17 protein-coding genes are annotated in these 16,980 nt (G+C 70.9%); 9 read left to right on the top strand and 8 right to left on the bottom strand.

The features are described 5' to 3' along the window. The first annotated feature begins 4 nt into the window (after window positions 1–4). The 3 genes from G3573_RS07120 to G3573_RS22415 all read left to right on the top strand — a co-directional run bounded on the left by G3573_RS07120 (window position 5) and on the right by G3573_RS22415 (window position 2,535). Window positions 5–1,855, top strand: a complete 1,851-nt coding sequence (locus G3573_RS07120) for a hypothetical protein (RefSeq protein WP_163260390.1) — start codon at window positions 5–7, stop codon at window positions 1,853–1,855. Then, complete coding sequence (locus tag G3573_RS07115; RefSeq protein WP_163260389.1) at window positions 1,848–2,273, top strand: DUF6869 domain-containing protein; 426 nt, start codon at window positions 1,848–1,850, stop codon at window positions 2,271–2,273. Before G3573_RS07120 ends, G3573_RS07115 begins: the two co-directional genes overlap by 8 nt. Before the next feature lie 127 nt (window positions 2,274–2,400). Next, entirely contained in the window at window positions 2,401–2,535 is a 135-nt protein-coding gene (locus G3573_RS22415) for a hypothetical protein (RefSeq protein ID WP_255500826.1), read from the top strand. Window positions 2,536–2,569: 34 nt separating this feature from the next. On the opposite strand, the gene G3573_RS22530 is transcribed toward G3573_RS22415, so the two are convergent. Next, window positions 2,570–2,857, bottom strand: a complete 288-nt coding sequence (locus G3573_RS22530; protein WP_205598120.1) for an SRPBCC domain-containing protein — start codon at window positions 2,855–2,857, stop codon at window positions 2,570–2,572. Between the two features lie 40 nt (window positions 2,858–2,897). On the opposite strand from G3573_RS22530, the gene G3573_RS07105 reads away from it, so the two are divergent. After that, complete coding sequence (locus G3573_RS07105) at window positions 2,898–3,176, top strand: UvrB/UvrC motif-containing protein (RefSeq protein WP_163260387.1); 279 nt, start codon at window positions 2,898–2,900, stop codon at window positions 3,174–3,176. Between the two features lie 109 nt (window positions 3,177–3,285). Here the strand turns inward: G3573_RS07105 and G3573_RS07100 are convergent, their stop codons facing one another. From G3573_RS07100 to G3573_RS07070, 7 genes are all read right to left on the bottom strand, one after another. After that, on the bottom strand, window positions 3,286–4,299 hold the full coding sequence (locus tag G3573_RS07100) for an LLM class flavin-dependent oxidoreductase (RefSeq protein ID WP_240454562.1): 1,014 nt from the start codon (window positions 4,297–4,299) through the stop codon (window positions 3,286–3,288). 29 nt (window positions 4,300–4,328) lie between these two features. Then, on the bottom strand, window positions 4,329–5,504 hold the full coding sequence (locus G3573_RS07095) for a TetR family transcriptional regulator (protein ID WP_240454561.1): 1,176 nt from the start codon (window positions 5,502–5,504) through the stop codon (window positions 4,329–4,331). Next, window positions 5,501–7,231, bottom strand: coding sequence for an AMP-binding protein (locus G3573_RS07090; RefSeq protein WP_163260386.1), 1,731 nt, complete (start codon window positions 7,229–7,231; stop codon window positions 5,501–5,503). Before G3573_RS07090 ends, G3573_RS07095 begins: the two co-directional genes overlap by 4 nt. Before the next feature lie 194 nt (window positions 7,232–7,425). After that, window positions 7,426–8,565, bottom strand: coding sequence for an acyl-CoA dehydrogenase (locus G3573_RS07085; protein WP_163260385.1), 1,140 nt, complete (start codon window positions 8,563–8,565; stop codon window positions 7,426–7,428). Window positions 8,566–8,569: 4 nt separating this feature from the next. Beyond that, entirely contained in the window at window positions 8,570–9,751 is a 1,182-nt protein-coding gene (locus G3573_RS07080; RefSeq protein ID WP_163260384.1) for an acyl-CoA dehydrogenase family protein, read from the bottom strand. A gap of 188 nt (window positions 9,752–9,939) precedes the next feature. Next, window positions 9,940–10,941, bottom strand: a complete 1,002-nt coding sequence (locus G3573_RS07075) for an NADPH:quinone oxidoreductase family protein (RefSeq protein ID WP_163260383.1) — start codon at window positions 10,939–10,941, stop codon at window positions 9,940–9,942. A 208-nt stretch (window positions 10,942–11,149) separates the two neighbouring features. Then, a complete protein-coding gene (locus G3573_RS07070; protein WP_163260382.1) occupies window positions 11,150–11,938 on the bottom strand; it encodes an SDR family oxidoreductase in 789 nt (262 codons plus the stop codon). A 167-nt stretch (window positions 11,939–12,105) separates the two neighbouring features. Here G3573_RS07070 and G3573_RS07065 point away from each other — a divergent pair, with 167 nt between their 5' ends. The 5 genes from G3573_RS07065 to G3573_RS07045 all read left to right on the top strand — a co-directional run. Then, on the top strand, window positions 12,106–13,017 hold the full coding sequence (locus G3573_RS07065) for an SDR family oxidoreductase (protein ID WP_163260381.1): 912 nt from the start codon (window positions 12,106–12,108) through the stop codon (window positions 13,015–13,017). A gap of 201 nt (window positions 13,018–13,218) precedes the next feature. Continuing rightward, window positions 13,219–14,421, top strand: coding sequence for an acetyl-CoA C-acyltransferase (locus G3573_RS07060; protein ID WP_163260380.1), 1,203 nt, complete (start codon window positions 13,219–13,221; stop codon window positions 14,419–14,421). A 57-nt stretch (window positions 14,422–14,478) separates the two neighbouring features. Further along, window positions 14,479–14,943: a MaoC family dehydratase gene (locus tag G3573_RS07055; RefSeq protein ID WP_276208688.1), complete on the top strand. Its 465-nt coding sequence runs from the start codon at window positions 14,479–14,481 to the stop codon at window positions 14,941–14,943. A 143-nt stretch (window positions 14,944–15,086) separates the two neighbouring features. Then, a complete protein-coding gene (locus tag G3573_RS07050; protein ID WP_163260379.1) occupies window positions 15,087–15,551 on the top strand; it encodes a MaoC family dehydratase in 465 nt (154 codons plus the stop codon). A gap of 247 nt (window positions 15,552–15,798) precedes the next feature. Then, window positions 15,799–16,980: DUF418 domain-containing protein (locus G3573_RS07045; protein ID WP_163260378.1), on the top strand; the 1,182-nt coding region annotated here is incomplete at its 3' end.

Below are 16,980 nucleotides of genomic sequence, written 5' to 3'. Positions count from 1 at the left end.
TCCGGTGCTCGTCTACGGCGACCGGTTCCGGTTCGAGGACCCGCGCGCCAAGCTGGACGGGATCGAGGCGGCGTGGGCGGAAGCCGCGCGCCTGCCGCCCGGCCTGATCCGCCACGGCGCCCTGGTCGGCGCGTTCGTCGAAGCCTCCGAACTGGCGCAGGGCCTGGCCGACCTGGAGTTCGAGGCGGCGGGCGAGGACGACGTCACGGCGCTGCAGGGAGCGGCGATGGCGGTGGTGATGGAGGCGGCGCGGGCGGTGGCCCAATCATGGTCCCTTCTCCCCTTGCGGGAGAAGGTGGCCGGCGGAGCCGGCCGGATGAGGGGTGCCGGCGCCGAGGTGTCAGGACGGGGCGCGGTTGAGTTCGCGAGCCTTCCAACGTCCCGCATCCACCCCTCATCCGACGCGCTCCGCGCGCCACCTTCTCCCGCAAGGGGAGAAGGGGAGCGATTGCGCGCCCTCCTGCCCGACGCCGCCATCCGCGCCAAGCAGGCCGAGGGCCACGCCTTCTACGCCCTCTACCCGGAAGCCTACTTCGAAGCCGCCCGCACCCTGCCGTCAGCCACCCCGGTCGTCGGCCTGCGCAGCATCGGCGCCGGGCTCGCCGCCATGGCCGCGGTCGGCGCGGGCGGGAAGGCGCCGTTCTCCCTGCGCCCGGTCGGCCATCCCTTCCGCCGGGAAATCCGCGCGTCGGCCCGCCTGCGGGCGCGCGTAGCCGCCACCCCCGTCGCCGCCTGGGCGATCGCCGACGAGGGCCCCGGCCTGTCGGGCAGCTCGTTCGGCGCGGCGGCCGACTGGCTGGAGGCCGAGGGCGTGCCGGCCTCGCGGATCGTCTTCCTGCCCAGCCACGCCGGCGATCCAGGCCCCGAAGCCGATCCGGCCCACCTCCGCCGCTGGCGGGAGGCGCGGCGGCCGACCGCCGACTTCGACGATCTGACCGGCCGCGCGCACGGCGCCGTGCCGCCGCTGGCCCATTGGTTCGCCGACCGCACTGGCGAGCCGCTCGCGCCTCTGGAGGACCTGTCCGCCGGCGCCTGGCGCGCGCGCCGGTTCGCCGACGAGGCGTCATGGCCGCCGGCCCATCCCGGCTTCGAGCGGCGCAAGCACCTGCTGCGTACCGACCGCGGCGCCTGGCTGCTCAAGTTCGCCGGCCTCGGTCGCGAGGACCGCTCCAAGCTCGACCGCGCCCGCGCTCTGCACCGGGCCGGCTTCGGCGTCGAGCCGGTCGACCTGCGCCACGGCTTCCTGGCCGAGCGCTGGCGCGACGACGCCCGGCCGTTGCGCGCGGACGAGAGCGTGCCGGTCGAGCGCCTGGCCGCCTATCTCGGCTTCCGCGCCGGCGCCTTTCCTGCCGACGCGCCCGGCGCCTCGCTGATCGAGCTCGCCCGTATGGCCCGCGTGAACGTCGAGGACGCGCTCGGCGCCAAGGCGGCCGCGCGGCTGGCTTGGACCGACGCCGAGCTGGCCGACCTGCAGCACGCCGTCCGCCCCGTACAGGTCGACGCCCGCCTGCACCGCTGGGAGTGGCTCGTCGCCCCCGAGGGCCGCCGGCTCAAGACCGACGCCCTGGACCACGCCGGCGGCCACGACCTGGTCGGCGCCCAGGACCTGGCCTGGGACCTGGCCGGGGCCGCGGTCGAGTTCGATCTGCCGGAGCACGAAGCCGGCCGGCTCCTGGCGCTGTGCGGCTACGACACGGGGCAGGGGCGGGCGCTCTATGCGCTCCTGACCACCGGCTATCTGGCCTTCCAACTGGGCCTGTGGACTCTGGCTGGCGGGGCCGACAACGGCCGTCCCGCCGCGCTCGCCGCGGGTTATGCTCGGAGGCTAGAGCGGATGCGGGCGCCCCATGTCTAAGAAACTGGCCGATCCGTCCACGCAGATCGAGGACGTCGAGCAGCTTCGTCGTTGGCTCCACGCCTATGTCGGCATGCCTCGGAGCACGGAGGGGACACCCGACGGCGACGCGCAACTCGAAGCCGGTTGGGCGGTCGGCGACGCTGCGCGCGACGATCCAGAGCTCGGCTGGCGATTGGTCAAATTCGCCTGCAACGAACCTCTTTCGGATGAGGACTTCGCCTATCTGTCCGCCGGGGTGTTCGAGGAGCTGATGGGCGCGTACGGCGCGCAATTCATCGATCGCGTGGAGGTCTTCGCGCGCCAGAATGCACGGATGCGCTTCGTCGTCGCCACGGTTTGGAGAGGAGCGATGTCCGAAGCGGTCTGGGACCGGATTTTGGCGCTCAGGGAACGGCTCGGGATCGCCCCGCAGTAACGCTGCCGGCCACGCTGGAGCGTCGCCTCACACCCTGATCGGGAATCGTATGCAGGCCGGAACGGACGTGTTCCCTAGGCCTTTAGCTCCGGTCCCCGAGCTTTCGGGACGCTTCGGAGTGAGTGACATGCCCAACCAGCAGGATCGCAACCAACCGCGTCAGGCTCCCGGCCAGCAGCGCCAGGACGAGCGTCAGGCCGGCGGCCGCCCCGGCCAGGAACAGCAGCGCCAGCGTCCGGATCAGGAACGCCGGGACCGCTGACCAGGCTTGGACGGCGCGGCTCGAGGCCGCGTCGTCACCCCTTCGAGGGCTCGCCCAGCGCCCGGGCCAGGCCCTCGAGTATCTTCGCCCAGCCGGCGCGCGTGCGCTCGGCGTATTCGGCGAACGCGGGCGCCATCTCCTGCACCAGGTTCAGCTCGCACCCGCCGTCGCGCGGCGTGATCTCGACGCTCACCCGGTCGAAGGTCTCCGAGTATTTCTCGACCCGTCGAACACCCTGTCGGCCGGCGCTTCGAACCGGCGGCTGACGCGAACCTCGATCGGGGCTGCGGGCATCGGGACGTCCTTTCCTGAAGGCGCGCACGACACTGGCGCCGAGGCGCCCGCCGGTCTACCTCCACCCCATGTCCGACGCCTACGACGAAGAGATCGCCAAGCTCGAAGCCCGCATGGCCCGCGCGGTGGCGGAAGAGGACTTTGAGGCGGCCGCGCGGCTGCGTGATGAAATCGCCTGGCTGCGCCGGGACGACAAAGGCGAGGGCTCGCGCCTGAAACGCCAGGTCCCCGGCAAGATGGGCCTGGGCTCCAGCCAGGAAACCTACGTCCGCCCCGAGGGCTGGACGCCGCCGCCCAAGCCCGACCTGATGACCAATGTGAAGAAGGGCGGCCGGCGCAAGCGCTAGAGCGCGATAGCCGAAAGTGGATGCCGGTTTCGGCGGTTATCGCGCTCTAACTCTAGGATCTGGAGCCTTCTTGTCCGCTTCGGATGGCTTCATCCGAAGCGGGAAGGCTCTAGGCGTCGAGCGCCTCGGCCGCCTGGGCGGTGATCTCGAACGAGCGCAGCCGCGCGGCGTGGTCGAAGATCTGCGCCGTGACGATGATCTCGTCCGCCCCGGTCCGCTCGGCGAAGGCCTTGAGCCCCGCACGAACGGTCTCGGGCGAGCCCACCACCGAACACGACAGCGCGCTCGCCAGCATGGCCTTGTCCTCCGCGCCCATGCGCGCGCCGAAGCCCGGGTCCGGCGCCGGCAGCGGTCCCGGCCGGCCGGAACGCAGGTTCACGAAGGCCTGCTGCAGCGAGCTGAACAGGGCCTGCGCCGCCTCGTCGGTGTCGGCCGCGAACACGTTCATGCCGACCATGGCGTGCGGCCGGTCCAGCCGGGCCGAGGGCCGGAAGTTGCGCCGATAGAGCTCCAGCGCTTGCATCATCTGCTGCGGCGCGAAGTGCGAGGCGAAGGCGTAGGGCAGGCCCAGCATGGCGGCCAGCTGCGCGCCGAAGGTGCTGGAGCCGAGGATCCAGGCCTCCACGTCCTGGCCGGCGCCGGGCACTGCCATGACCCGCTGCTCGGGCCGGGCCGGCTCGAAGTAGGAGAGCAGCTCGACCACGTCCTCGGGGAAGCTGTCCGCCCCGCCGGTCAAGGTGCGGCGCAGGGCGCGCGCGGTGGCCATGTCGGTGCCGGGCGCGCGGCCGAGGCCGAGGTCGATGCGGCCCGGGTGCAGGGCGGCCAGGGTGCCGAACTGCTCGGCGATGACCAGCGGCGCGTGGTTGGGCAGCATGATCCCGCCGGCGCCGACCCGGATGCTCGAGGTGCCAGCCGCCACGTGGCCGATCACCACCGCCGTCGCCGCGCTGGCGATGCCGGTCATGTTGTGGTGCTCGGCCAGCCAGAAGCGCTTGAAGCCCAGCCGCTCGGCGTGGCGGGCGAGGTCGAGGCTGTTGGCCAGGGCCTGCGAGGCGTCGGAGCCTTCGGCGATCGGGGCCAGGTCGAGGACGGAGAGGGAGACGCTCTGGGACATGGCGGCCATATAGGCGCCCCTCCAGCTCCACCGAAGGGTCAGGCGCGCAGAAGTCCGGTGAGGACGGGAACGCCGTACAGGCTCTGCGCCGCCTCGGCGGTGACGTTGGGCGCCAGCCTGGGCAGCTCGCCCACCGCGTTGACCGAGGCGTTCAGCATCTGCGCGGCGATCACCGGGTCGACCGGGCGGATCGAGCCGTCGGCTATGCCGTCGCTGATCATGGCTGCGAAGCGCCGGCCGATCCGGTCGGAGCGGGCGACGATCTGCTCGCGGATGGCCTCGGGCACCACGGTCAGGGCCGAGGTGCGCAGCAGGGGGCCGCGCTCGCTGAGCTGGAAGGCGATCAGGCCGGATACCGCCGCGCACAGCCGCGCCCAGCCGGTCGGGCCGGCGGCGGCGTGCTGCTCCTGGCGCATCACCTCGTAGGTGCGCGCGAAGCAGTCGACCACCAGGTCGTCCTTGGCTTCGTTGTGGTGGTAGAAGGCGCCCTTGGTCAGGTTCAGGCTGGCCGAGATCCGCTCCACCGAGGCGCCGCGATAGCCCTGGGCGTTGATCAGCCGGGTGGCGGCGATCAGGAAGGTCTCGTCCTCGGTCTCGGCCGGCGGCGGGGCGGGCGTCGCCTCCACCGTCGCGCCGGCCGGGGCCAGGCCGAAGGCCAGCACGTCGAAGACGCGGTCGACCACGCGGGGCAGGTCCTCGGGATCGTAGGCGTTGAGCCAGATCTCCGACCACAGGGCCTGCTCCAGCAGGATGTTGGCCCGCGCGTTCAGCTCGCGCTTGGACCAGTCGCGGTCGGGCGTGCGCATCAGGTCGCCCAGCCGGTGGACCATGGCGTTGAACGGCCCCAGCACCGTCGCCTCGTGATCAGGGCTGAGCGCGCGGATGTCGCTGAAGTTGGCGATCGCCGCGGTTCGCCCGGTGCGGACGTCCATCTGCAGGGCCAGCCACAGCTCCAGGAACCGGCGCACGCGGGCCTGCGGCCCGGCCGCCTGCGCCGCCTCGGCGATCAGCACGTCGAACCGCTCGATCGCATTGAGGAAGCAGGCGACCGCCAGGTCTTCCTTCTTGCGGAAGTAGTAGGTCACGCCGCTGGTGATCAGGCCGACGCTGTCGGCCACCTCCGCCAGCGTCATGCCCTTCACGCCCTTGCGGTTCAGCACGGCGGTCGCGGCGGCGACCACCTCATCCTTGCGGCGGGCGTAACGCGTGGTCAAAGGAACAGCTTCTGGAGTTCGGGCTTGAGGATCTTGCCGTTGGCGTTGCGCGGCAGCGGCTCATGCCAGAACAGCACGCGCGTCGGCACCTTGAAGGCCGCCAGCCGCTCGGCCACGAAGGCGCGCATCGCCGCCTCGTCGACCTCGGCGCCCGGACGCACGGTGACCACCGCCGCCGGTTCTTCGCCCAGCACCTGGTGGGGCAGGCCGACCAGGGCGGCGTCGACCACCGCCGGGTGCTCGTAGAGGACGTCCTCGACCTCGACGCAGTAGATGTTCTCGCCGCCGCGGATCAGCATGTCCTTGGCCCGGTCGACGATGTAGCAGAAGCCTTCCTCGTCCAGCCGCGCCAGGTCGCCGGTCTTCAGCCAGCCGTCGACAAAGGTCGCGGCGGTCGCGTCGGGGTTGTTCCAGTAGCCCGAGACGACGTTGGGGCCCTTCACCCACAGCTCGCCGATCTCGCCGACGGGCTGGTCGAAGCCGTCGGAGCCGACGATGCGCATCTCGCCGACCGGGAAGGCCGGGCCGCAGCTGCCGGGGCGGTGCTCGTAGTCTTCGCCCTGGTGGTGGGTGAAGGTGGCGGTGGTCTCGGTCATGCCCCAGCCGGAGGCCGCGATCGCGCCCGGCAGGGCCTTGCGGATGCGGCGCACCAGCTCCGGCGCGGCCGGCGCGCCGCCGTAGGCGACGTTGACCAGCGACGACAGGTCGTGCTCGGCCAGGTCCGGATGCTCGATCAGCTGCCAGGCGATGGTCGGCACGCCGCCGGCGTGGGTCAGCCGTTCGCGCGCGATGATGGCCATGGCCTCGGCCGGTTCCCAGCGGCGCTGGATGGCCAGCTTGGCCCCCTGCACGAAGGCGGCGGTCATCAGCGCCTGGCAGCCGGTGGTGTGGAAGAACGGGATGGAGGCCAGGAGGCCCTTCTGCGGATCTTCCGGCTTCGGCTCCGGCACGGCCTCGCCGCGGCGCACGTGCACGCGCGCGGCCGAAAAGGCGGTGTTCATCAGGGTGGTGACGGCGGCCCGGTGGGTGCCCATGGCGCCCTTCGGCCGACCGGTGGTGCCCGAGGTGTAGAACAGGCTGGAGTCCGTCTCCGGCGTCAGCTCGACGGCCGGCAACGGCCGGTCGGGCAGGGCGCCCCAGTCGTTGACCGGGCCGGTCACGTCCTCGAACCGGCGCAGGCGCGGCAGGCCCGGACCTTCGTCCGTGCGCGCCACCCAGACCCGCTCCAGCGTCGGGCAGGAGTCCAGCCGGCCGGCCAGACGCTCCAGGCGCTGGGCGTCGGCGATCAGCAGTTTCGCGCCGCTGTCCTGCAGGGCGTAGACCAGCTCCTGGCCGGTCCACCAGGCGTTCAGCGGCGTGGCGACCGCGCCGGCCAGCACCGCGCCGAAGTAGGCGGCCGGCCACTCGGGGAGGTTACGCATGGCGATCGCCACCCGATCGCCCGGCTTCACGCCGTCGGCGATCAGGGCGTGGGCGACGGCCAGGGTCGCGCGGGCGAAGCCCTCGAAGTCGGTGCGCTCGTCCTCGTGGATCAGGAAGTCGCGCGCGCCGTGCGCCCGGCCCATCAGGAAGACTTCGCGCAGCGTCGGCGGCGCGTTCTTCCAGACCTTGGTGGTCACCCCGCGGATCTCCGCCTCGCCGACTTCGAACGGCGAGCCGGGCCGGCACATCAGCGCGTGCGCCTGGGCGAGGGACATTGCGGGGAAGGCGGACATCAGCGGCTCCATGCTTCCCCTCTCCCCCTGAGGGAGAGGGAGGGCCCCGCGCACCGGAGCCCGCTGCCAGCGGGCGGAGGTCTGCGTGGGAGGGTGAGGGGTCGCACGGCGCTGGTTGCGAAACCCCTCATCCTCCCGCGCGGACCTCCGGCCCTGAAGGGCCTCCGGTGCGCGGGGCCCTCCTTCTCCCACAAGGGGAGAAGGGTCTAGTAACCGCCCAGCTTCGCCAGGCGGTCGGCGTGGAAGGCGTCGTCGCCGAACAGCTCCTGGGCGACGCGGACGCGCTTCAAGAAGAAGCCGATGTCGAACTCGTCGGTCATGCCGACGCCGCCGTGCATCTGCACCGCCTCCTGCACCGCGAGGGTGGCGGTGGTCCCGGCCCGGGCCTTGGCGACGGCCACGATCGGTGCGGCGGCGTCGAAGCGCTCGTCCAGCGTCTGCAGCGCCTTGAGCACGGCCGAGCGGGTGATCTCCAGTTCGGTGTAGAGGTGGGCGCAGCGGTGCTGCAGGGCCTGGAATTCGCCCACCGCCTTGCCGAACTGCTTGCGCTCTTTCAGGTAGGAAAGCGTCCGCCCGAACGCCTCTTCGCCGGCCCCGGTCATCTCCGCGGCGACCGCCGTGCGGCCGACGTTGAGCACGCCTTCCAGCAGACCCCAGCCGCCGTCGACCTCGCCCAGCACCGCGTCGGCGTCGACCTCGACGTTCTCGAAGGCGAGGCGCGCGGCGTTGTGGCTGTCGACCATCTGCGTGCGCTCGGTCGCCACGCCGGCCGTCTTCGGATCGACCAGGAACAGGGTCAGGCCGTCGGTCTCGCCGGGGCTGCCCGCCGTGCGGGCCGCCACGATCAGCCGGTCGGCGACATGGCCGTCGACCACGAAGGTCTTGGTGCCGTTCAGCCTGAAGCCGTTGCCCGAGCGCTCGGCGTTGAGCGCGGTCTTGTGGGGTCCGTGCTTGGCGTGCTCGTCGACCGCAAGCGCGAAGAGGCGATCACCGGCGACGATGGCCGGCAGGTGCTCGGCCTTGTGCGCTTCGGACCCGCCGCGGACCAGGGCGGTCACCGCCAGCAGGGCCGTCGACAGGAACGGGGAGGGCGTCAGGTTGCGGCCGATCTCCTCCATCACCAGGCCGGCCTCGACGTGACCGAGGCCCAGCCCGCCGAAGGCCTCGGGCGCAAGGATCCCGGTGAAGCCCATCTCGGCGAAGCCCTTCCAGAGCTCGCGCGAGAAGCCGTCGGCGTCGCGCTGGTCGCGCAAGTGCCGCAGCTGGGCCACGGGGCCGTTCTCGGCGAGGTAGCCGCGCGCGGTGTCGCGCAGCATGGCCTGTTCGTCGTTCAGAAGCAGCGGCATGGGTTCAGGCCCCCGGCAGGTCGAGGATGCGCTTGGCGATGATGTTGAGCTGGACCTCGCTGGTCCCGCCCTCGATGGAGTTGGCCTTGGTGCGTAGCCAGTCGCGCGCGGCGGCGCCGTCCTTCGAGCGCTCGCCCTCCCACTCCAGGGCGTCCGAGCCGCCGGCCGACATGGCCAGCTCGTGGCGGCGCTTGTTCAGCTCCGAGCCGTAGTACTTCAGGGCCGAGGCGAAGGCCGGATTTCCTTGCTTCGCCTTGGCCATGTCGCCGGCCCGCTCCAGGGTCAGGCGGAAGGCGATCGCGTCGACCTCCAGCCGGGCGATCTGGGCGCGCAGCAGCGGATCGGCCAGCACGCCGTCGTCAAGCCCGACGCTCTCGGCCGCGACCTGGCCCAGGGGCCGGCCGCCGCCGACCTCGCCCATGGCCCCGATCATCTCGCGCTCGTGGCCCAGCAGGTACTTGGCCACGTCCCAGCCGCGGTTCAGCTCGCCGATCAGCTGGGTCTTGGACACCTTCACGTCGGTGAAGAAGGTCTCGCAGAACGGCGACTTGCCCGAGATCAGGGTGATCGGCTTGGTCGACACGCCAGGCAGGGTCATGTCGAACAGCACGAAGCTGATGCCCAGGTGCTTGGGCGCGGAGAAGTCGGTGCGCACCAGGCAGAAGATCCAGTCGGCCTTGTCGGCGTAGGAGGTCCAGATCTTCTGGCCGTTGACCACCCAGTGGTCGCCGGCGTCGTCGGCGCGGGTCTGCAGCGAGGCCAGGTCGGAGCCGGCGTTCGGCTCGGAATAGCCCTGGCACCAGCGGATCTCACCGCGCGCGATCTTGGGCAGGTGCTCCTGCTTCTGCGCCTCCGTGCCGTACTTCAGCAGGGCCGGGCCGAGCATCCAGATACCAAAGCTGGACAGGGGAAGGCGGGCGTTGATGCGGCCCATCTCCTGGCGCAGCACCTTGGCCTCCTCGCGGCCGAGGCCGCCGCCGCCGTACTCGCGCGGCCATTCCGGCACGGTCCAGCCCTTGTCGGCCATGCGCTCCAGCCAGACGCGCTGGGCGTCGGACTGGAACGTCCACTTGCGCCCGCCCCAGCAGGCGTCCTCGAAGCCCGAGGTCGGCTCGCGCATCTCGGCCGGGCAGTTCGCCTCCAGCCAGGCCCGCGTCTCGGCGCGGAAGGCGGTCAGGTCGGTCATGCTCGTTCCTCTATCCTTTTCCGCCCGTCATCCCGGCCGGACGTCCGCGCAGCGGACGGGAGAGCCGGGACCCAGCAAGCGCGACGCATGTTGCAGTCCGTTCGCAGCGTTCAGGTCGAGCTGGCTGGGTCCCGGCTCTCCGCTGCGCTTCGCTCCGCTACGGCCGGGATGACGGGTGATTTTGAAGTTCACTGGCCCACCGTCACCACCAGCTTGCCCAGCGCCTCACGGCGGGCCAGCCGCTTGATGGCCTCGCCGGCGCGCGCCAGCGGGAAGCGTTCGGAGACCTCCGGCTTGATCTTCCCGGCCGCGTACATGCCGAACAGCTCGCGCACGTTGTCGGCGTGGCGCTTGGGCTCGCGCGCGGCGAAGGCGCCCCAGAACACGCCCACCACCTGGCAGGCCTTCAGCAGGGTCAGGTTCAGCGGCAGTTTGGGGATGCCGGCCGGGAAGCCGACCACCAGGTGGCGGCCCTCCCAGGCAATGGCGCGCAGCGCCGCTTCCGAATAGTCGCCGCCGACGGGGTCGTAGATCACGTCCGCGCCGTTCGGGCCGACCGCGTCCTTGAACAGGGCGCCCAGCGCCTTCTTGGCCTCGGCGTCGAACGGGCCGCGCGGATAGACCACCGCCGCGTCGGCGCCGTGCGCCTTGGCGAACTCGGCCTTCTCTTCGGAGGACACGGCGGCGATGACGCGCGCGCCCATGGCCTTGCCCAGCTCGATCGCCGCCAGGCCGACGCCGCCGGCCGCGCCCAGCACCAGCAGGGTCTCGCCGGCCGCGAGCTTGGCCCGGTCCTTCAGGGCGTGGTGCGAGGTGGCGTAGGTCAAAAGGAACGCCGCCGCCTCGTCGAACGGCACGCTGTCGGGGAAGGGCACGCAGGCCTCGGCCCGCACCACCATCTTCTCGGCCAGACCGCCCCAGCCCGGCACGGCGATCACCCGCTGGCCGACGGACAGGCCGCTGACGCCTTCGCCCAGCGCCTCGACCACGCCCGCGATCTCGCCGCCCGGCGCGAACGGGCGCTCGGGGCGGAACTGGTACTTGTCCTCGATGATCAGGGTGTCGGGGTAGTTGATCCCGCAGGCGCGAACGGCCACCACCACCTCGCCCGGGCCTGGCGTCGGGTCGGGCAGGTCGGTCAGGACCAGGGTCTCGGGCCCGCCGGGGGCCGTTGAGAGAATCGCCTTCATCAACGAGGGCCTTTCCAGTCTCCTTCTCCCCTTGCGGGAGAAGGTGGCGCGCGGAGCGCGTCGGATGAGGGGTGTCGGCGGGACGTCTGACGGTCCTGGGTGAGTTGACGCATCGTTCTGAAAGCTCGGCGCTGGCACCCCTCATCCGACCGGCTCCGCCGGCCACCTTCTCCCGCAAGGGGAGAAGGGAAGGGGAGCGCCGTTTCCACTAGAACTGCGCGCCGATGGTCACGCCGCCGTCGACGACGATCTTCTGGCCGGTCATGAAGGCGCCGGCCTTCGACGCCAGGAACACCGCCGCGCCGGCGATCTCGTCCGGCTCGCCGATGCGGCCCAGCGGCGCGCCGCGGGTGATCTTCTTCAGAGTGTCGGGGTTCTCCCACAGGGCGCGGGCGAAGTCGGTGCGCACCAGGCCCGGCGCGATGCAGTTGACCCGGATGTTGTCCGGGCCCAGCTCGACGGCCAGGTTGCGGGCCAGCTGGAAGTCGGCCGCCTTGGAGACGTTGTAGGCGCCGATCATGGCGTCGCCGCGCAGGCCGCCGATCGACGACACGATCATGATCGCCCCGTCCTTGCGCTCGCGCATCTGCGGCGCGACCAGCTGCACCAGCCAGTTGTTGGCCAGGACGTTGTTCTCGAAGATCTTGCGGAAGGCGTCGTCCTCGATGTCCAGGATCGAGCCGTAGTGCGGGTTGGTCGCCGCGTTGCAGACCAGGATGTCGATCTTGCCGAAGGTCGCGTTGGTGGTTTCGACCAGCCGCTGCAGGTCTTCCTTGGAGGAGATGTTGGCCGGGCAGGCCAGGGCCGTGCCCTCGCCGTACCGGGCGTCGATTTCGCGCACCACCTCTTCGCAGGCGGCCGCCTTGCGTGAGGAGATCACCACCTTGGCCCCGTGTTCGGCCATGCGCTCGGCGATCGCCTTGCCGATGCCGCGCGAGGAGCCGGTGATCACCGCGACCTTGCCGGTCAGGTCGAACAGGGACGTCGAACTAGACATGGGCGCTTCTCCTGGCCGCCCTTTTGGCGGGCTTGGCCGGGACCTTATCGGGCCTGCCGGTGCAGGCAAGCCGGATTTTCAAAAAGTCGGGGGAGTGGCGAAATGTCCCTTGCCACGCAACGAAAGTCGGTCCGATATTGCCGTACCGTAACTTTGGTGGACACGAGATGACGATCCGATTCGACGGCCGCGTGGCCATCGTGACCGGGGCCGGCGCCGGCCTCGGCCGGCAGCACGCCCTGGCCCTGGCCGCCCGCGGCGCGAAGGTGGTTGTGAACGACCTGGGCTCGGCCCGCGACGGCACCGGCGGCAGCTCGGCGGCCGCGGAGGCGGTGGTCGAGGAGATCCGGGCGGCCGGCGGCGAGGCGATCGCCAACGGCGCCTCGGTCACCGACATGGCCGCGGTCGAGGCCATGGTGCAGCAGGCGATGGACGCCTGGGGCCGGGTCGACATCCTGGTCAACAACGCCGGCGTCCTGCGCGACAAGACCTTCGCCAAGATGAGCGTCGAGGACTTCCGCTTCGTCATGGACGTGCACCTGATGGGCGCGGTCCACTGCACCAAGGCGGTGTGGGAGATCATGCGGGCCCAGAACTACGGCCGCATCGTCATGACCACCTCCTCGTCGGGCCTGTACGGCAACTTCGGCCAGTCGAACTACGGCGCGGCCAAGATGGCCCTGGTCGGCCTGATGCAGACCCTGTCGCTGGAAGGCGCCAAGAACGACATCCGGGTGAACTGCCTGGCCCCGACCGCGGCCACCCGCATGACCGAAGACCTGATGCCGCCGGAGGTGCTGGCCCTGCTTAAGCCGGAAACGGTGACCCCGGGCGTCGTCCACCTGGTCAGCGAGACCGCGCCGACCCGCGCCATCCTGTGCGCCGGGGCCGGCAGCTTCGAGCGCGCCCACATCGGCCTGACCCAGGGCATCTTCGTCGGCGACGTCGAGGACGCGGCCGAACAGGTCGCCGCCCGCTTCGAGGCGGTGTCCGACCGCTCGGGCGAACTGGTGCCCGAGAGCGGCGCCGCCCAGGGCATGGTCGAACTGACCAAGGCCAACCAGACCAAGGCTGCGTAACGCGTGAACTCTCCTTCTCCCCTTGCGGGAGAAGGTGGCCGGCGGAGCCGGCCGGATGAGGGGTGAGGGCGCCGAGATCTCAGATCGGAGCGCTCAGCATCCCAAACCCGGCCCCCGTCGCGCCGTCACCCCTCATCCGACGCGCTCCGCGCGCCACCTTCTCCCGCAAGGGGAGAAGGGAAGAACTGAAGGACCTTCCGAATGCGCGAAGCCGTCATCGTCTCCACCGCCCGCACGCCGATCGGCAAGGCCTATCGCGGCGCCTTCAACGACACCCAGGCCCAGGCGCTGGGCGGCCACGCCATCAAGCACGCGGTTCAGCGCGCCGGCGTCGATCCGGCCGAGATCGAGGACGTGGTCATCGGCGCCGCCCTGCAGCAGGGCTCGACCGGCACCAACATCGGGCGCCAGGCGGCGCTGCGCGCCGGCCTGCCCGTGACCGTGGCCGGCATGAGCCTGGACCGCCAGTGCGCCTCGGGCCTGATGGGCATCGCCACCGCCGCCAAGCAGATCACCGGCGACGGCATGACCGTCACGGTCGGCGGCGGGCTGGAGTCCATCTCCCTGGTGCAGAACCAGAACATGAACCTGTACCGCGGCAAGGACCCGGCCTTGGTGGCCATGGTCCCGGCCATCTACATGGTCATGCTGGAGACCGCCGAGGTCGTGGCGGCCCGTTACGGCATCAGCCGCGAGGCCCAGGACGAGTACGCCCTGCAGTCCCAGCAGCGGACCGCCCAGGCCCAGGCGGAAGGCCGCCTGGACGCCGAGATCGTGTCGATGACCACCACCATGCAGGTGGTCGACAAGGCCACCGGCCAGGCGAGCGCGCAGGAGATCACCCTGTCGAAGGACGAGGGCAACCGCCCGTCGACCACGCTGGAGGACCTGCAGAAGCTGCAGCCGGTGTTCAAGGCCGGCCTGGAGATCCAGGAAGGCAAGTTCATCACCGCCGGCAACGCCTCCCAGCTGTCGGACGGCGCCTCGGCCAGCGTGCTGATGGAGGCCAAGGAAGCGGAGCGCCGCGGGCTCAATCCGCTGGGCGCCTTCCGCGGCATGGCGGTGGCCGGCTGCGAGCCGGACGAGATGGGCATCGGCCCGGTGTTCGCCGTGCCGAAGCTGCTCAAGCAGCACGGCCTGACCATGGACGACATCGGCATCTGGGAGCTGAACGAAGCCTTCGCCGTGCAGGTGCTCTACTGCCGCGACAAGCTGGGCATCCCCAACGACCGGCTGAACGTGTCGGGCGGCGCGATCTCGATCGGCCACCCCTACGGCATGAGCGGCGCGCGCATGACCGGCCACGTGCTGATCGAGGGCAAGCGCCGCGGCGCCAAGTACGGCGTGGTCACCATGTGCGTCGGCGGCGGCATGGGCGCCGCCGGCCTGTTCGAAATCTTCTAAGCATCTCCTTCTCCCCTTGCGGGAGAAGGGAGCCCATGTCATGAGGGGAGAATTTCTATGCTGGCGCAAACCATGAACAAGGCGGTCCGCCTCGAGGACGTCCCCGGCCTGGTCGGCCAGGAGCTGGGCGTCTCCGACTGGTTCGTGATCGACCAGGCGCGCATCGACGCCTTCGCCGAGGTGACCGAGGACCGCCAGTGGATCCACGTCGACGTGGACCGGGCGAAGGCCGAGATCGGCGGGACCATCGCCCACGGCTTCCTGACCCTGTCGATGCTGTCGGCCATGACCTACCAGATCCTGCAGGTCGAGGGCGTCAGCCGCGCCATCAACTACGGCTTCGACAAGGTGCGGTTCCTCACCCCGGTGCCGGCCGGCGCGCGCATCCGCCTGCGCGAGAAGCTGGTGGCGGCCGAACCCAAGGCCGGCGGCCTGGCCATGACTCGCGAATGCACGGTGGAGATCGAGGGGCAGGCCAAGCCCGCCCTGATCGCCGAGTGGATCGGGGTCGTGTACCCGTAAGCGCCGCGCCTCCGCCCCCCGAAGCGCCCTTGGCGCTCCCCTGAGGCAAGCGTGCCACGCCCTTGAAACTTTTGCTGAACGCGTTCGGCAAACGGACAAGGTTGTGGTTTGCTTCGCCTTTCGGGGGAAATGGGGAGCGGGTGATGCTGGCGCAAACCGTCGACGCGAAAGTTCGGTTCGAGGACCTGCCCAGCCTGGTCGGCTGCGAGCTCGGGGTGTCGGACTGGTTCACCATCGACCAGCCGCGTATCGACGGCTTCGCCGAAGTGACCGAAGACCGGCAGTGGATCCACTGCGACGTGGACCGTGCGAAGGCCGAGATCGGCGGCACCATCGCCCACGGCTTCCTGACCCTGTCGATGTTGACGGCCATGACCCAGCAGATCCTGCAGATCGAGGGGTTCAGCCGCGGCATCAACTACGGTTTCGACAAGGTGCGGTTCCGGGCGCCGGTGCCGGCGGGCGCGCGCGTGCGCCTGCGCGAGAAGTTGCGCTCGGCCGAGCGCAGGGCCGGCGCGATGCTGCTGACCCGTGAGTGTTCGATCGAGATCGAAGGGCAAACCCGCCCGGCCATGACCGCCGAGTGGATCGGCGTCTACTATCCGTGACCTAGATCCCCTTCTCCCCTTGCGGGAGAAGGTGACGCGCGGAGCGCGTCGGATGAGGGGTGCCGGCAGGCCCTTCAAAGGTCCGGCGCGCTCTTAACGTCCTTTGTCCTGACGCTTGAGCGCCGACACCCCTCATCCGGCCGGCTCCGCCGGCCACCTTCTCCCGCAAGGGGAGAAGGAGATTCCGTTGTCCCCATTGCACCCGCCGCCCGCTCGTGATCGCCTCGCGCCGTCACGGGGGACGGCCATGACTGACGACGCTGGGCGGATCGCCAGCCTGGACACACTGCGCGGGCTGGGCGTGCTCGGGATCCTGGCGGTGAACGCCTCGGCCTTCGCCCTGCCGTACGCGGCCCACGCCGATCCGGCGCTGACGCCTCAGACGCACGCCTCCCAGGTCGCCTGGGCGATCATGCACGTCTTCTTCGAGGCCAAGTTCGTCACCCTGTTCTCCCTGCTGTTCGGCGCCTCGGTCCTGCTGGTCGGGGGCGAGCGGCGCGATCCCGAGAAGAGCCCGGTGCTGTGGCGGCGCCTGGGGTGGCTGGCCGTATTCGGCGTCCTGCACGGGGCGGCGATCTGGTTCGGCGACATCCTGCTGCTTTACGCGGTCGCCGGATCGCTGGCGGCGCTGGCCCGCTCGTGGGCGCCGAAGCGGCTGTTCACGGTCGGCGCCTTGCTGCTGCTGGGCGTGATCCTGCTGGAGATCGCCAGCCCCGTGTCGTCCCTGTTCATCCCGCAGGCGCGGGTCGAGATCGCCGCCTACGCCGCCAAGGCGGCCGCCGGCATGCCCGCCGAGATCGCCGCCTATCGCGGCGGCCTGGCCAGCGCGCTCGAGGCCAACTTCAAGAGCTGGCTGATCCTGCAGGTCCCCTCGCTGATCTTCTACGTCTGGAACGCGCTGGGCCTGATGATGATCGGCATGGGCCTGCTCAGGACCGGCGTCTTCCAGGCGCGGCGCGGGGCCGGCCTGTATGTCGTCCTGCTGCTGCTCGGGGCCGCCGCGCTGGGCGTGATCGGCTGGAGCGCCTGGGGCGACGTGGAGGCAGGCCAGGCCTCGCCGACCTGGCGGGCCTACGTCGCCATCGCCAACGCCACCCTCGCGCCGGTGGTCACCCTGGGCTACCTGGCCCTGGTCGCCCTGCTGCTGAAGGCCAGCGCGCTGCGCGGCGTGACCTCGGCGCTCGCGAATGTCGGCAAGATGGCCTTCACCAACTACCTGACCCAGTCGGTGATCATGACCACCATCTTCTGGAGCGGCCGCGGCTTCGGCCTGTTCGGCCAGCTGGACCGGGCCGAGCTCTGGACCCTGGTCGTCACCATCTGGGTGCTGCAGATCGCCTGGTCGCAGGTGTGGATGCACAGCTTCCGCTACGGGCCGCTGGAGTGGGTCTGGCGCAGCCTGAGCCACGCGCGCCGCCTGCCGATCCGG

The organism is Caulobacter sp. 17J65-9 (genome assembly GCF_010975005.1).
Classification (GTDB): domain Bacteria; phylum Pseudomonadota; class Alphaproteobacteria; order Caulobacterales; family Caulobacteraceae; genus 17J80-11.
The sequence above is the reverse complement of the archived record's forward strand: the minus strand, read 5'-3'. Positions and strand labels throughout refer to the sequence as shown.

Bases quoted from the DNA above. Each gene is read 5' to 3' on its own strand.
- G3573_RS07100 (WP_240454562.1), bottom strand. From the start codon at position 4,299: ATGGCCGCCATGTCCCAGAGCGTCTCCCTCTCCGTCCTCGACCTGGCC.
- G3573_RS07115 (WP_163260389.1), top strand. From the start codon at position 1,848: ATGTCTAAGAAACTGGCCGATCCGTCCACGCAGATCGAGGACGTCGAG.
- G3573_RS07090 (WP_163260386.1), bottom strand. From the start codon at position 7,231: ATGGAGCCGCTGATGTCCGCCTTCCCCGCAATGTCCCTCGCCCAGGCG.
- G3573_RS07075 (WP_163260383.1), bottom strand. From the start codon at position 10,941: ATGAAGGCGATTCTCTCAACGGCCCCCGGCGGGCCCGAGACCCTGGTC.
- G3573_RS07105 (WP_163260387.1), top strand. From the start codon at position 2,898: ATGTCCGACGCCTACGACGAAGAGATCGCCAAGCTCGAAGCCCGCATG.
- G3573_RS07060 (WP_163260380.1), top strand. From the start codon at position 13,219: ATGCGCGAAGCCGTCATCGTCTCCACCGCCCGCACGCCGATCGGCAAG.
- G3573_RS07055 (WP_276208688.1), top strand. From the start codon at position 14,479: ATGCTGGCGCAAACCATGAACAAGGCGGTCCGCCTCGAGGACGTCCCC.
- G3573_RS07050 (WP_163260379.1), top strand. From the start codon at position 15,087: ATGCTGGCGCAAACCGTCGACGCGAAAGTTCGGTTCGAGGACCTGCCC.
- G3573_RS07080 (WP_163260384.1), bottom strand. From the start codon at position 9,751: ATGACCGACCTGACCGCCTTCCGCGCCGAGACGCGGGCCTGGCTGGAG.
- G3573_RS22415 (WP_255500826.1), top strand. From the start codon at position 2,401: ATGCCCAACCAGCAGGATCGCAACCAACCGCGTCAGGCTCCCGGCCAG.
- G3573_RS07085 (WP_163260385.1), bottom strand. From the start codon at position 8,565: ATGCCGCTGCTTCTGAACGACGAACAGGCCATGCTGCGCGACACCGCG.
- G3573_RS07065 (WP_163260381.1), top strand. From the start codon at position 12,106: ATGACGATCCGATTCGACGGCCGCGTGGCCATCGTGACCGGGGCCGGC.
- G3573_RS07070 (WP_163260382.1), bottom strand. From the start codon at position 11,938: ATGTCTAGTTCGACGTCCCTGTTCGACCTGACCGGCAAGGTCGCGGTG.